Genomic DNA, 15,153 nt, shown 5'->3' on the forward strand with positions numbered 1-15,153 from the left:
CAATTGATTTTGGGATTTTTGATTTGGGAATATATTTTTAGATTAGGTCAATAATCATGAAAAAACCAGTATGGCCGTGGAATACTTCATCTAATGTCAGGTATTTGTATTATTTCAGAATAAATCTCTGCCAGGATCCTGACAGAACAGTGAATACACAAAGTGGTAATAGTTTGGCAACTAAGAATAATCTCATTAAAATTAAACCGGAACCGGATGAACGCCGCGGGCGGCAGCGCGCAGTGAAAGAGCCGGAGATTCTTAAGAGGCCCGGCGAGAGGCGCCTCTTAAGGCCGGTTTGGGTGGCAACCCTGAGTTTTGAAATTAAAGTTGAAGTTGAAATTGAAGTTGAACGAAAACTAACAACAGATCAGATCTGACCTTTCTTCTTTTTATTACGGATCACCAGCCAGCTGATCCCGCCCATTACCGCACCCATAAAAATAAACCAGATGCCAAGCAGCAATTGCGGCGCCATTTCTCCCGGCGGAGTTTCAGGGCTGCCGACGATCAGGCCGTGGAGAGTGGCAACGATGCCGATCACCAGTAAAATCATGCTGTTGCGAAGTAAACGGCGGGCTACGGTCATTGGAGGTCTTGGAGTGGCCATTAATGCGTCCTTGAGCAATAAAAAAAGATAAGGGCGCATCATAGCGCCCTTCGTTTTTATGTCAAAACAGACAGTTCACAATCTGCTGAGGTCAATCAGCGACGATTGCGTACCAGCTGATAGCGGCGGGTGAGATATTCCACCGGTGCGCTCCAGATATGTACTAAACGGCAGAACGGGAACAGCAGGAATAATGTCATCCCCAGGACCAGATGCACGCGGAAGATAAAGGCCACGCCATCGAGATGCGCCGCCGCACCGCCACGGAAGGTCACCACAGACTGCGCCCAGCCGACCAGTTTCATCATTTCGCTGCCGTCAGTATGCTGCGCGGAGAAGGGAATGGTGCTCAGCCCCAGCGCGCACTGGATCACCAGCAACGCGATGATCATGATGTCACCAAAACTCGAGGTAGAGCGCACGCGTTCGTTGCTCAGACGTCGCCACAGTAGCAGACCGCCGCCGATCAGCGTCAGCACGCCACAGGCACCGCCTGCCCACATCGCCATTTGCTGTTTCACCGGCACAGGCAGGAAGGATTCGTACATCCAGTGCGGGGTCAGCATCCCGAAGGCGTGACCCGCGATGATGCCAAGAATACCTACGTGAAACATCGGCGAGGCAATGCGCAGGATTTTCTTCTCAAGGATCTGGCTGGAACCGGCACGCCAGCTGTACTGACCATAGTCGTAACGCAGCCAGCTGCCCACCAGGAAGACCGTGCCACACAGGTACGGGTAGATGTTAAAGAAGAAGTTATTGAGGAAGTCAGTCATTTGCGTGGTTCCCCGCAGGTAGGTCGTCAAGGTTCAGATACTGTGGCGCGACCGCGCCGGCAAAGCGTTTCTGGTGCGCGGCTTCTTCACCTGTCGCACAGCTTTGCTCACCGAGGAACTTGATTTGTTCCTCTTCCCATACCGCGTCCAGCGCCGCAGGCGTGTCGTCACGGGCTTCCTGTTTGATCCCGGCGCGCACGGTGTCGGTGGCGATATCACTGCCGGACAGCGCCAGCAGCAGATCAAACAGTTGCGCGTAGTGGCTGTCGCGTTCCTGCATACGGGCACTCAGCAGCGCGAGGATGGGTGCGATATCACGCAGGCCGTCTCGTGCCTGCGTTTCATCACGTGTGGTCAGATATTCCAGATACAGCGGCAGATAATCCGGCAGCTCGCGGCTGTCGATCTCCAGACCGGCGGCGCGGTATTGCTCCATCAGGTCAACCATCGCCTGACCCCGATCGCGGGATTCGCCGTGCACATGCTCGAACAGCAGTAACGAGGTGGCGCGGCCACGATCGAACAACCCGGTGTACGCCGACTGCGCATCCAGCAGATCCTGTTTGCAAAACGATGTGATGTACAGCGCCAGTTCAAGGCGCTGTTGAGGGTCCAGTTCCGGGGAGTCGGTCACCGCTTCCAGCAGTTCGATCTGGTGTTCCCAGAGATCGGCTGAAGGATAATCGAGCAGTAATCCTGTGAGTCGTAAACTGTTCATTCGCCCTTCCTTTCCGTTTTCGCGCCGATGTCGATGGCGTCGATACGTTTACTGTTGAACAGGTTGAATTTGCTGTCGCTGCCGTGGCAACCGTCACCGAAGCTGAAACCGCAGCCTTTGGCTTCCGGGAAGGCTTCGCGTGCCTGTTCACGGTGGCTGGAAGGCACCACGAAACGGTCTTCGTAGTTAGCGATCGCCAGATAGCGGTACATTTCTTCCGCCTGCGCCGCAGACAATCCGACCTGTTCCAGCGCGCTGGTGTCCGTCACGCCGTCCACGGTTTCAGCACGTTTGAAGTGGCGCATCGCCAGCATACGTTTCAGCGCCCGCAATACCGGCGCGGTGTCGCCCGCGGTCAGCAGGTTCGCCAGGTATTCCACCGGAATACGCAGGCTTTCGACGTCCGGCAGCACGCCGCTGTGCGGCAATGCCCCGGCGTCGGCGGCTGACTGAATCGGAGACAGCGGCGGCACGTACCAGACCATCGGCAGTGTGCGGTATTCCGGGTGCAGCGGCAGTGCCAGCTTCCATTCAATCGCCATTTTGTAGACCGGCGACTGACGCGCGGCGTCCATGACGGAGATCGGAATGCCGTCTTTTTCAGCCTGGGCAATCACTTCAGGATCGTTCGGATCGAGGAAGATGCTCATCTGGCTTTCGTACAAGTCTTTGTCGTTCTCAACCGATGCCGCTTCGGCGATACGGTCGGCGTCATACAACACCACGCCGAGGTAGCGGATGCGGCCGACGCAGGTTTCGGAACAGACCGTTGGCTGGCCCGCTTCAATGCGCGGATAACAGAAAATACATTTTTCTGATTTGCCGCTTTTCCAGTTGAAGTAGATTTTTTTGTACGGGCAGCCGGTCAGGCACATGCGCCAGCCGCGGCATTTGTCCTGGTCGATCAGCACGATGCCGTCTTCGCCGCGTTTATAAATCGCGCCGCTCGGACAGGTCGCCACACACGCCGGATTCAGGCAGTGTTCGCACAAACGCGGCAGGTACGCCATAAAGGTATTTTCGAACTCGCCGTACATCTCTTTCTGCATGTTGGCGAAGTTCTGATCGGCAGAACGTTTGCTGAACTCCGTGCCCAGATCGTCTTCCCAGTTCGGGCCGCCGACAATTTTCTTCATGCGTTTGCCGGTCAGCAGCGAACGCGGACGCGCCACCGGCTGATGTTTACCGTCTTTCGCGGTGTGCAGATGCTGATAATCAAAATCGAACGGTTCGTAGTAATCATCGATTTCCGGCATGTGCGGGTTAGCGAAGATTTTATGCAGCAGGTTGGCTTTGTTGCCCATGCGCGGCTGCAGTTTGCCGTTGATTTTGCGGATCCAGCCGCCCTTCCATTTTTCCTGGTTTTCCCAGTCGTGCGGATAACCCAGACCCGGTTTGGTTTCCACGTTGTTAAACCACGCGTATTCCATCCCTTCGCGGCTGGTCCAGACGTTTTTACAGGTCACGGAACAGGTGTGGCAGCCAATGCATTTGTCGAGATTCAGCACCATGCCGACTTGTGAACGAATTTTCATTTGGCTTTCTCCTGTTTGACCGCGTCCTGCACGTAGTCGTTACCTTCGTCATCCAGCCAGTCGATGCGGTTCATTTTGCGTACAATCACGAATTCATCGCGGTTAGAACCGACGGTGCCGTAGTAGTTAAAGCCGTACGCCAGCTGGGCGTAGCCGCCAATCATGTGGGTTGGTTTCGGGCACACGCGGGTGACGGAGTTGTGAATACCGCCGCGCTGCTGGCTGATTTCCGAACCCGGAATGTTCACGATGCGTTCCTGTGCGTGGTACATCATGGTCATCCCCGCCGGTACGCGCTGGCTGACCACCGCACGGGCGCTCAGCGAGCCGTTGGCGTTGAAGGCTTCGATCCAGTCGTTGTCTTCGATGCCCAGTTGTGTTGCATCGTCTTCACTCAGCCAGACAATCGGGCCGCCGCGACCTAAGGTCAGCATCAGCAGGTTGTCGCTGTAGGTGGAGTGAATGCCCCATTTCTGGTGCGGCGTCAGGAAGTTCAGCGCCATTTCCGGGTTGCCGTTCGGCTTCGCATTCAGCAACGGCTGCGCCGCGCGGGTGTCGATTGGCGGACGGTACACCAGCAGGCTTTCACCGAAGGCGCGCATCCACGCGTGATCCTGATAAATCTGCTGACGGCCTGACAGCGTGCGCCACGGGATCAGCTCATGCACATTGGTGTAACAGGCGTTGTAAGACACGTGTTCATCTTCCAGACCAGACCAGGTCGGGCTGGAGATGATTTTGCGCGGCTGTGCCTGAATATCGCGGAAGCGGATTTTCTCGTCTTCTTTGTTCAGCGCCAGATGCGTATGGTCGCGGCCGGTGTTCTGGCTCAGCGCCGCCCAGGCTTTCACGGCCACCTGACCGTTGGTTTCCGGTGCCAGCGTCAGGATGACTTCCGCCGCATCAATCGCGGTGTTGATCATCGGCTGGCCTTTGGCGGTACCGTCCGGTTTGGTGTAATTCAGTTTTTTCAGTAAATCGACTTCGCTGTCGGTATTCCAGCTGATGCCTTTACCGCCGTTACCGAGTTTTTCCAGCAACGGACCGACCGAGGTGAAGCGCTCATAGGTGTTCGGATAGTCGCGTTCAACGGCCATCAGATGCGGTGCGGTACGCCCCGGGATCAGGTCGCATTCGCCTTTCTTCCAGTCTTCCACGCCAAACGGCTGCGCCAGCTCAGCGGCGGAATCGTGCTGAATAGGCATCGTGACCATGTCGGTTTCCACACCCAGATGGCCGACGCAGACGCGGGAGAACTCTTTGGCGATACCTTTGTAGATTTCCCAGTCGCTTTTTGAATCCCACGCCGGGTCAACGGCGGCTGACAGCGGATGAATAAACGGATGCATGTCCGAGGTATTCATGTCGTCTTTTTCGTACCAGGTGGCGGTTGGCAGCACGATGTCGGAATACAGACAGGTGCTGGACATACGGAAATCAAGCGTCACCACCAGATCCAGTTTGCCTTCGCCGCCCTGCGCCTGCCATTCGACTTCTTCCGGCTTCACGCCGCCCTGAATACCGAGATCATCTCCCTGAATACCGTGTTCGGTGCCCAGCAGATATTTCAGCATGTACTCGTGGCCTTTGCCGGAAGAACCCAGCAGGTTGGAGCGCCAGACGAACAGGTTACGCGGGAAGTTCTGCGGATTGTCCGGCTGTTCGGCGGCAAAGCGCACGCTGCCGTCTTTCAGGGCTGCGACGGTGAAATCGGCAGGCGATAAGCCGACCGCTTTCGCCTGTTCCGCGATGTGCAGCGGGTTAACGTTGAGCTGCGGCGCAGACGGCAGCCAGCCCATACGCTCGGCGCGCACGTTGTAGTCGATCATGCTGCCGGTGAATTTGGATTTATCCGCCAGCGGAGACAACAGTTCCTGCGGCGCGACGGTTTCGTAACGCCACTGGCTGGAATGGTTGTAGAAGAACGAGGTGCTGTTCATCTGGCGCGGCGGACGCTGCCAGTCCAGACCAAACGCCAGCGGCTGCCAGCCGGTTTGCGGACGCAGTTTTTCCTGCCCGACGTAGTGTGCCCAGCCGCCGCCGCTCTGGCCGACGCAACCACAGAAGATCAGCATGTTGATCAGACCGCGGTAGTTCATGTCGAGGTGATACCAGTGGTTCATCCCGGCACCGACGATGATCATCGAACGGCCATGGGTTTTGTTGGCGTTATCGGCAAATTCATGGGCGATACGCGCAATATTCTGCTGAGAAACGCCGGTGATTTTTTCGGCCCAGGCTGGCGTGTAGGCTTTGATTTCGTCATAGCTTTGCGCGCAGTTTTCGTCGTTCAGGCCGCGCTCAATACCGTAGTTCGCCAGCGTCAGATCGTAAACGCTCGCCACCAGACCGGTGCTGCCGTCTGCCAGTTGCAGGCGTTTGACCGGCAGTTTGTGCATCAGGATTTCATCCAGCGCCACGCTGTTGAAGTGCTCGCTGACCGCGCCGCCGAAGTACGGATACCCGACGTTGACCACGTCATCGTGATCGTCGAGCAGGCTCAGCTTCAGGCTGACGTCCTTGTGATCTTTCCCTTCGCGGGATTCCAGATTCCACTGGCCTTTTTCGCCCCAGCGGTAACCGATAGAACCTAACGGTGACACCAGTTCGCCGGTGTTCTCGTCAAAGGCGATGGTTTTCCACTGCGGGTTATTTTCCTGACCCAGATTGTCCACCAGATCGGACGCACGCAGCATACGGCCTGCGGCATAGGAGCCGTCTTCGCGCGGTTCGAGCATCACCAGCATCGGCATGTCGGTGTAACGACGCACGTAGTCGGTGAAGTACTGGCTTGGGTTATCAATATGGAAGGATTTGAGGATCACATGGCCCATCGCCAGCGCCAGTGCGCTGTCGGTGCCTTGTTTCGGTGCCAGCCACTGGTCGCAAATTTTGGCGATTTCGGCGTAATCCGGCGTTATGGCAACGGTTTTGGTGCCTTTGTAACGCACTTCGGTGAAGAAGTGGGCGTCCGGGGTACGGGTCTGCGGAACGTTAGAACCCCAGGCGATAATATAAGAAGAGTTGTACCAGTCAGCGGATTCAGGGACGTCGGTCTGCTCGCCCCAGGTTTGCGGAGAAGCCGGTGGCAAATCGCAATACCAGTCGTAGAAGCTCAGACACACGCCGCCGATCAGCGACAGATAGCGCGCGCCGGAGGCGTAAGACACCATCGACATCGCCGGAATTGGTGAGAAACCGATAATGCGGTCCGGGCCGAAGGTTTTGGCGGTATAGACGTTGGACGCCGCAATCAGCTCATTCACTTCCTGCCAGCTTGAACGCACAAAGCCACCGCGACCGCGTGCGGCTTTATATTCTTTGGCTTTTTCCGGCTGATTGACGATCGAGCCCCAGGCATCGACCGGATCGCTGTATTGCAGTTTGGCTTCGCGCCATAACTGGATCAGCTTTTTACGCATCAGCGGGTATTTCAGGCGGTTAGCACTGTAGAGATACCAGGAGTAGCTGGCGCCACGCGGGCAGCCACGCGGTTCGTGGTTTGGCAGATCAGGACGGGTGCGCGGGTAGTCAGTCTGCTGGGTTTCCCAGGTGACCAGACCGTTTTTAACGTAAATCTTCCAGCTACAGGAACCGGTGCAGTTCACACCGTGCGTGGAACGGACCACTTTGTCGTGCTGCCAGCGGCTACGGTAGCCGTCTTCCCAGTCACGGTTGGTATTCAGCGTCTGGCCGTGGCCGTCAGCGAAGGGTTCAGCTAGCTGTTTGAAATAGCGAAACCGGTCAAGAAACTTGCTCATCCGGGAATCTCCTGTGCAAAGGCCTATGGCGCTTTGTCATTATGTGAATGGCGGGGAATACAACTACATTGCTCAAGTTGGCCTCAGGGTATGCACCCCACACGCGCGTCTACTTGATTGCGATCAACGCCGCGTCGTCGTATAAAAATTCACATAACGATAAGCACCCCTTAAGGGGTATTCTGCTATTTATTAATAATTGATTGTTTTTAAACGGGTAATTTCTGAAAAACACCCCAAAAGCCCATCAGGAAGCCGGACAAGGAAAATTGGGGGTAAGGCGGCGGGAATGTGACGGATTTGTGAAATTAGCGGGTGGCATATTGTATTTGTGCCGATGTCTGGCGTAATGGAGAAACCTGTTTTCTCCGCCAGAAGCCTTTAATGCAGACAGAAAAACCCGTCGTACTCAATTTCAATGATGAAGTCACCGGAATGATTTACGGCTTCGTTTTTCGGCCAAACCGCCCTGCCGAGCGCGTCTCTTCCCAACAGGTTCAGGAAGCTTATCAGCAGATCTGCCATGACCAGGGGTTTGTCTGGATCCACGTCAATCTCAATCACGCCATGGCCGAAAAATGGCTGAAAAAGCATTTTGCGGTCGGGGATGTGTTTTTCGAAGAAATCCGTGAAGGCTCGCGCAGTACGCGCATAGAACGGGTGGATGACACCTTGCTGGCGGTACTTAACGACGTGATTTTTCGTCCCGATGAAACCAGTGATGAGGCCTCCACCCTGTGGCTGAGCTGCCATCAGCAACTGGTGGTGACCGCACGCCACAAACCGGTGCGGCTGATCGAGCGGCTGTTTAAACGGCTGGATCACCTGAACATCGGCTCGCCGACCGCGCTGCTGGTGCATCTGCTGGAAGAACAGGAGGAGTTGCTGGAGCAGATCGTCCGCCGCGCCAACCAGTACGTGGATACCATTGAAGAGCGCCTGCTCAGTCATCACGTCAAAAAGAACCGCGCCAGTCTGGGCAGGCTGCGGCGAATGTTGATGCGTTTTCAGCGTTTGCTGGCGCCGGAGCCGACGGCGCTGTTTCGTCTGCTGAACCGCCCTCCGGCGTGGATCGCGCCCGCCGTGGTGCAGGATTTACGTCAGTTTGCCGAAGAATTTTCCGTGGTGCTCAATGATCTGATCGCACTGACCGAGCGGATCCGTTTGCTACAGGAAGAAATCACCTCGCGCCAGATGGAGCAAAGTAACCGCACGCTGTACGTGCTGACGGTGATCACCGTGCTGGCGCTGCCGATCAATATTGTGGCGGGATTTTTTGGCATGAACGTCGGAGGCATTCCGCTCGCCGGCAATCACCACGGTTTTATCCTGCTGGTGGTGATTGTCGGCGTCTGTACCCTGCTGGCGGGCTGGTACGCCTTCAGGCGCAGCGACGAGAACTGAGGCAAGGTTACAGGAAGTGGCTGGCCTTATTTAACAGCGCCGCCTTGGTGATCACGCCCAGCAGGCGGCGCGACTGTGCATTTTCCAGTACCGGCAAACGTTCGAGCGGCGACGTGCTGAACATCGCCCACGCCTGTTCGTAGCTGGCCTGCTGGAACAGCGTGGTGAACTCCTGTTCGATAAACCCGTCGATCGGGCTGTCAGATTGCAGGCTGCCGTCAATAATGCCGCTCGCCAGCACGTTGGTCGGCACCACGCCGAGGAACCGCTCTTCTCTGTCCACCACGTAAACGTAGCGCGTGCGCTGCTTCAGCCCTTCGCTGACCACCTCGGAGAGTGAGGCGTCCACGTACATTTTCGAGCAGGGCGTCACCAGTGAAGCCACGGTGCTGTACTCAAACTCATTCTTCGCGAGGAAGCGGGCGTTGTGTCGCGTCAGCACCGGGTAGGTCCCGCCCTCTTTCAGACGGGAGGCAACCACGTAGGAAATCGCCGTCGCCAGCATCAGCGGGAACAGCAGCGAGCTGTTGAGGGTCATTTCAAACGCCATCATGATCGACATCAGCGGCGCATGGCTGGTGGCCGCCAGCAGCGCACTCATGCCGATCGCCGCATACAGCCCGACGGGGCCGGGATCAAAGCCCAGCCATTGCAGGAAAGTACACACCAGCGCGCCGCCCGCCGCGCCGATCAGCAGTGACGGCGTAAACAGCCCGCCCACCGCGCCGGAGCCGATGGTGATCGCCGTGGCGACAATTTTCAGGATCAGCAAGACCAGCAACGACGTCTGTAAATCGCCGTTGTTGAGGATTAAATCGATCACTTCAAAGCCGTTGCCCAGCACCAGCGGGGAAATCATGGCCACCAGCCCGACTCCCAGCCCGCCAAGGCCAAGACGCAGCGCCGGATGCGAAATGGGTTTCATCCACAGGCGCACTTTGTCGATGGAGGAGATAAACAGCGGCCCGAGCACGCCCGTTGCCGCGCCGATGATCAGCACGGTAATGATTGCGCCAAATGACGGGCTGAAGGTCGCCGAGGAGTAAAGGTAGAGCGGCGCATAATCGGTCAGCGACCGCACGGTAAGCACCGCGACCGAGGCCGAGATAAACAGCGGGATCAGCCGCTGCACCGCCGTCACGCCAAAGGCAATTTCCGCCACAAACAGCGCCCCCGCAAACGGCGCGTGGTACACCGCTGCCAGCCCGCCAGCCGCCGCCATGGCGATGATATCGGACTGATGGACGCCCTTAAAACGCGAGAAGCGCCCGACCAGACTGCCGCTCAGCGCAGAGAGTTGCACCATCGCGCCTTCACGCCCAATCGACCCACCGCTGGCGATACTGGCGAGCGACGACAGCCCGCGCAGCACGGTGCTGACCACCGGAATGCCCGGCAGACGCTGGTCGATCACATCGAGGTAATCCGGCATTTTGCCGTGCTTTTCTTCATGGCGCAGCGCCCACAGTAAAATGAAACCGGCAATAATGCCGCCTGCGGTCGTGATCAGCGGCCAGACCAGCCTGGGGTATTCGTTAAAGGCTTTGGTAATGTCGCTGCCGTCGGCAAACATCAGGCCGTTAATGCCAGATATCGCGCCGCGAAACGCAATGGTGACCAGTGCGGCAACAATCCCGGCGGGGATTGCGATCAGCAGGTTAATCCAGTCACCCTTTTGCAGGGAATCAAATGCTTTCAGGCCCATCAGGTTCTCATTATGGAAAGAGGCTGACGGGGAGAATACCATTTCAGCGTGAGTTTCTCATGCCTGCACTTTGCCGGGTGATTTCAGGCTCTCTGTGCCGTCTCTGGGGCCGGAGGGAGATTTTCGGCGGGAAAATAAAGGGGATTTTGAAAGTTGCCCGGTATTCCTATAAAACATCCTCAGTACCTTCAATTCTGATTCCTGTTTAATAAGGGCCACGCAATGATAACCGTTGAGAAAGCAGATTTTTTCTCGCCCGAATCGCAATATTTAATCGAAAAGTTGTCATCAGAACTTGCCGCGATCACCGGTAACAGTGGCAAAAGCCATTTCACGGCAGATTCACTCGAAGAGGAGCGCTCGCTGTGGGTACTGGCAAGAAACCAACAAGGTGAAGCGATTGGTTGTGGAGCGATAAGGCCGTTAACACAACATATCGCCGAACTGAAAAGGATGTTTGCTGACCGAAGCTCACCCGGCATTGGTCAGGCTTTACTCGATTTTCTGGAAACATCCGCAGCACAGCGAGGTTATACCGAACTCTGGCTTGAAACCCGCCACGTTAACGTCAGGGCTGTCCGTTTTTATCTCAAAAATGGCTACGGACAAATTGAAAATTACGGCCCCTATATTGGCCGGGAAGAGGCAGTCTGTTTCTCGAAAACATTGCGGCCCGCTCATTTGGCATAAATGCAGGCAACGCCCCATCCGGCAGAAAAATCCGCCTTCCGCGGGAGGCTGGTGCGCAGATTATCCGCAGCCAGGAACTAATTTTTGCAAAAACGAAGATGCACTCTATGCTTCGTGAGCAACAGAATTATTCAAAGGAATTAAAATGGTGGTTAAAGGTATTTCCAAGGGGTTTTTTCTTACGATTCTGGTCATCGTAACGTTGGCTTTTTTTGATGTTTTACGGCCTTACTACTCTTCCGTTTTATGGGCGATTATTCTGGCAGTGATTTTCAATCCATTAAAAAACCGTCTCAAACTGTACGTCGGCGATCGCAACGGCGTGGTTTCGCTGATCACGGTGTTGATCATTTGTCTTATCGTCTTCACCCCGCTGGCAATTATTATTTCCTCGCTGGCGATTGAGTTCAACGCGGTGTACGTCAAGTTGCAGGGAAATGAAACACAGCTGCCGGTGATCCTGGCGGATGTGATTCATCATCTGCCTCGCTGGGCGCGCCATTTCCTGTCCGATCACGATCTTGACAGCACGACTGAAATTCAGAAGAAGCTGTCTGATGTGGCATTGCAGGGGAGCCAGTATCTGGCGGGCAGCGTTTTCGTTATCGGTAAGAGCACCTTCGGGTTTGCGCTCGGTTTCGTCATCATGCTGTACATCCTGTTCTTCCTGATCAAAGACGGCGCTTATCTGGTGAACCTGACGCTGGCTGCCCTGCCGCTGTCGAGCTACGTGAAACACCATCTGTTCATGAAGTTCGCCGCCGTGGCTCGCGCAACGGTAAAAGGTACGGTGGTGGTGGCTATCGTTCAGGGTGCGCTGGGGGGGATTGCGTTTTACATCGCCGGTCTGGAAGGAAGTCTGCTGTGGGGCGCGCTGATGGCGTTTCTGTCCATCATTCCGGCCGTGGGTTCAGCGATCATCTGGGTACCGGCAGCCATCTATTTCTTTGCTTCCGGCATGCTGTGGAAAGGCATCTTTATTGTGGTGTTCTTCGTGGTGATCATTGGTCTGGTGGATAATATTCTCCGTCCGCTGCTGGTCGGCAAAGACACCAAAATGCCTGACTATCTCATTCTGATCAGTACATTGGGCGGAATGGAAGTGTACGGCATTAACGGATTTGTTATCGGCCCGCTGATTGCGGCGCTGTTTATCGCCTGCTGGAATATTCTTTCCGGGCGCGATCATCGCGATAACATTGAAGAGATTGACGAGGATTTTATCGAAGAAGGTAAAAACCATCCGGGAGCCTGACGGTTCCCGGCACTAATCTGAACATGAGCGGCCTGCGTGCCGCTCATTTTTTTTGCTTATCCCGCCGCCCGCTCTTCACACCAGCGTTCGAACAGATCAGGGTTGAGCGGCATCGAGTAGTAGTAACCCTGCACTTCGTCACACCCCAGCCCGCGTAAAATATCCACCGTTTCCTCGTTTTCCACCCCTTCCGCCAGCACTTCATAATCCAGCTGTTTGAGTAAACGGATAACGTTTCTGACGATCACCAGACTGGCGTGATCGGTAGAAATAGTGCCGACAATGGAGCGGTCGAGTTTGATGGTATCCATAGGGATTTTGCGCAGCACGTTGATGTTGCTGTACCCCGAACCGAAATCGTCGAGTGAAATCTTAAATCCGCGCAGTTTGAGCATTTCGAGCCCGGAAAGCGCATCCGGGCTTTCGAGCATTTTCTCGGTTTCCAGACATTCCACGCTGAGTAAAGCCGGCGGCAGCGTGTGGCTGAGCATCTTCTCTTCCAGCGCATCGGCAAAACCAGGGCGGGAGAAATCGCTGGCCGCCAGATTGATGGACACCGGCACCCGCAGGTTTTTGTCGACCCACAGGCTGAGCTGCCGGATAGCGTGCTCGATAACCCAGTCGGTCAGCTCACTCATCAGGCTGGTTTTTTGCACCAGCGGAATAAACTGCCCCGGCATGATCTCGCCGAGCAACGGGTGTTTCCAGCGGATGAGCGCTTCGGCGCCGGTGACCTCACCGGTGGTGAGGGAGATTTTCGGCTGATAAACCAGGTATAAACCGCTGCGCTCGTGCAGCGCTTTTCTCAGCTCGGCCAGCAGCTGGAAATCATTGCGTTTTTTGTCATCGATGTCGGCGTCATACGTCATGAACCTTTTCTTCTGACTGATCGCCTCATGCAGAGCACTGACCGCCCTGCGCAGAATTTCCGCCGGATTGAGTTGCGGGGAGAATTCACCGGAATCACCGATATGAATGTCCAGATTAAGCGGGATCTGATTATTCAGGCTGGCCTGCGTGCCGGTGAGCTTTTCACTGATCGTTTGCAGGCAAGGGGTATCGCTGTCTTTAAGGAAGAAAGCGTAACGCCCGACGGCGACTGCGTATAACAACCCGTCGAGTTTCAGGCGGGCTTTCAGTTGCAGCGCCATATCCTGCAGCAGGCTTTCCACCGCGCCCATCCCCATGGAACGTGCAACTTCATAGGCAAAGGCAATATCCAGACAGTCGATAATGACCAGCGTACTGTCCGCACCGTTCAGGTAGGACATATCCCGCAGCAAACGCTGGCGGTTAGGCAGCAACGTCACAATATCGACGTAACCGACCGCATGCCAGGTTTCCAGAAACACGGACATCAGCTCGGCAATTTTCTCAAACGTTTCGATTTGCTCATGGGTAAACTCGCGCGCCTCGCTGTCCAGCACGCACAGCGTGCCGACGATCACCCCTTCACGCGTGCGCAGCGGGCATCCGCCGTAGAAGCGGATATAGGGGGCTTCGTGAACCAGGCGGTAATGCATAAAGGTTTCATCCTGCAGCGTATCGTTGCAGATGAGGGTTTGTTCGCTGCGAATGGTGTGTGCGCAAAACGCATCGCTCAGGCTGGTTTCAGTAAAAGGAACGTTCTGGGCTGATTTAACAAATTGTTTTTCATCATCTAAAACGGACACAAAACACATCGGCACATTGAGCAAGCGACAGGCAAGAAAGGTGTATTTTTGCAGCGTCTCGTCACGGCCTCTGTCATCTGCCTTAAGAGCATCGATCGCCGCATGCCTTTTTGCTTCATTGTTACTTAGATTGGTCAGCATGGTTACACTCTTAAAATCAGAAATTTTTCTAATAATATTCTTATACCCTTTGGCGAACACATTCGACCAGTACTGGATCCACGTGGATCCAGAGGGATAAAAGCCGTTAATTTTATTTAATTCAGCGGAGAAACTGTTAAGAAAAGCCAATCTTTCCGCTTTTGACACGCGGCAATGCAAGGTTAATGAATACAAGTAAAATAACAAGGAAAATGCCGAAATACTCACATTTCGCGCTTCTGCAGCGCTTGTCCTTATGCATGTCGTGGATTATCTGTTTTAGTATGTGCTAGCCTGCTGTGAGAAATCTGATGTGTCGGGAATAAGATTTTCCTGCCCCGCCAAACAGACTCTTCAAAAAATGATTAACTTATTGATTATCTGAATATTACAGACAGTCGTTGAACCAGGCGAAGAAATAACGAGCGGGTAACACTTCTCTCTCTGTAGGAGCCATAACAAAATGAAAAACATTATATTAAGCATGATCGCCAAAATCTCCCGGATGGAAGCAGACGCTAAGCAATTGACTGCACAGGTAGAAGCGCAGTCACTTCTTTTAAGCGCACTGTTTTTAACGGTGGGTAAAAATGGCGGTCCGCAGGAAATTATTGAGAGCGTAAATAAAGCCATTAATTCCGTGCTCGACTCGGACGATGACGCAATTAAATCCGACGCTTCACTTTTATTCGAGCAATTTCAGGCAATTATTTCGACCACACGCTTAATTGATCAGGCTGACCCGGAACTGAATGCTGAAGCACTGAACACGCTGAACGGCACCAGCCCGGATGCTGTTACTGAATCATAACATTTGATTGCACACGCAGCCCCTGTTTTGCTCACACGTTTGGCATCCGGGCTGCGTTCAGAAAATTCTCGGAA

General features: G+C 54.8%; 12 protein-coding genes. 5 read left to right on the forward strand and 7 right to left on the reverse strand.

Annotation, left to right across the window (positions count from 1 at the left end):
• The first annotated feature begins 56 nt into the window (after positions 1-56).
• A complete protein-coding gene (locus ACQZQY_RS16795) occupies positions 57-380 on the forward strand; it encodes a hypothetical protein (protein ID WP_414070974.1) in 324 nt (107 codons plus the stop codon).
• Here ACQZQY_RS16795 and ACQZQY_RS16800 read toward each other — a convergent pair.
• The 5 genes from ACQZQY_RS16800 to ACQZQY_RS16820 form a co-directional block, all read right to left on the reverse strand.
• Positions 371-610: a hypothetical protein gene (locus ACQZQY_RS16800; protein ID WP_056770162.1), complete on the reverse strand. Its 240-nt coding sequence runs from the start codon at positions 608-610 to the stop codon at positions 371-373. The genes ACQZQY_RS16795 and ACQZQY_RS16800 overlap by 10 nt on opposite strands.
• Positions 611-705: 95 nt before the next feature.
• Positions 706-1,386 (reverse strand): respiratory nitrate reductase subunit gamma, encoded by a 681-nt coding sequence (narI, locus tag ACQZQY_RS16805; protein ID WP_056770158.1) that lies wholly within the window; start codon positions 1,384-1,386, stop codon positions 706-708.
• Positions 1,379-2,104, reverse strand: a complete 726-nt coding sequence (narJ, locus tag ACQZQY_RS16810; RefSeq protein ID WP_431296053.1) for a nitrate reductase molybdenum cofactor assembly chaperone — start codon at positions 2,102-2,104, stop codon at positions 1,379-1,381. Before narJ ends, narI begins: the two co-directional genes overlap by 8 nt.
• Positions 2,101-3,639 (reverse strand): nitrate reductase subunit beta, encoded by a 1,539-nt coding sequence (gene narH / locus ACQZQY_RS16815; RefSeq protein ID WP_056770152.1) that lies wholly within the window; start codon positions 3,637-3,639, stop codon positions 2,101-2,103. Before narH ends, narJ begins: the two co-directional genes overlap by 4 nt.
• The gene (locus tag ACQZQY_RS16820) at positions 3,636-7,400 is read right to left on the reverse strand and encodes a nitrate reductase subunit alpha (RefSeq protein WP_431296054.1); all 3,765 of its coding nucleotides are present in this window, start codon (positions 7,398-7,400) and stop codon (positions 3,636-3,638) included. Before ACQZQY_RS16820 ends, narH begins: the two co-directional genes overlap by 4 nt.
• 384 nt (positions 7,401-7,784) lie before the next feature.
• Here ACQZQY_RS16820 and ACQZQY_RS16825 point away from each other — a divergent pair, with 384 nt between their 5' ends.
• Entirely contained in the window at positions 7,785-8,804 is a 1,020-nt protein-coding gene (locus tag ACQZQY_RS16825; RefSeq protein WP_122095141.1) for a transporter, read from the forward strand.
• Between the two features lie 7 nt (positions 8,805-8,811).
• Here the strand turns inward: ACQZQY_RS16825 and ACQZQY_RS16830 are convergent, their stop codons facing one another.
• Positions 8,812-10,509 (reverse strand): chloride channel protein, encoded by a 1,698-nt coding sequence (locus tag ACQZQY_RS16830; protein WP_056770140.1) that lies wholly within the window; start codon positions 10,507-10,509, stop codon positions 8,812-8,814.
• A gap of 222 nt (positions 10,510-10,731) precedes the next feature.
• On the opposite strand from ACQZQY_RS16830, the gene ACQZQY_RS16835 reads away from it, so the two are divergent.
• Positions 10,732-11,199 (forward strand): GNAT family N-acetyltransferase, encoded by a 468-nt coding sequence (locus ACQZQY_RS16835; RefSeq protein ID WP_390972244.1) that lies wholly within the window; start codon positions 10,732-10,734, stop codon positions 11,197-11,199.
• 145 nt (positions 11,200-11,344) lie between these two features.
• Positions 11,345-12,454, forward strand: a complete 1,110-nt coding sequence (locus ACQZQY_RS16840; RefSeq protein ID WP_056770133.1) for an AI-2E family transporter — start codon at positions 11,345-11,347, stop codon at positions 12,452-12,454.
• A 56-nt stretch (positions 12,455-12,510) separates the two neighbouring features.
• On the opposite strand, the gene ACQZQY_RS16845 is transcribed toward ACQZQY_RS16840, so the two are convergent.
• Entirely contained in the window at positions 12,511-14,268 is a 1,758-nt protein-coding gene (locus tag ACQZQY_RS16845; RefSeq protein ID WP_390972246.1) for a sensor domain-containing diguanylate cyclase, read from the reverse strand.
• Positions 14,269-14,731: 463 nt separating this feature from the next.
• Here ACQZQY_RS16845 and iraP point away from each other — a divergent pair, with 463 nt between their 5' ends.
• Positions 14,732-15,079 carry an anti-adapter protein IraP gene (iraP, locus tag ACQZQY_RS16850; protein ID WP_056770126.1) on the forward strand — a complete coding sequence of 116 codons (348 nt, stop codon included), beginning with the start codon at positions 14,732-14,734 and terminating at the stop codon, positions 15,077-15,079.
• Positions 15,080-15,153 lie beyond the last annotated feature (74 nt).

The organism is Rahnella sp. PAMC25559 (assembly GCF_050632365.1).
GTDB classification, from domain to species: domain Bacteria; phylum Pseudomonadota; class Gammaproteobacteria; order Enterobacterales; family Enterobacteriaceae; genus Rahnella; species Rahnella rivi.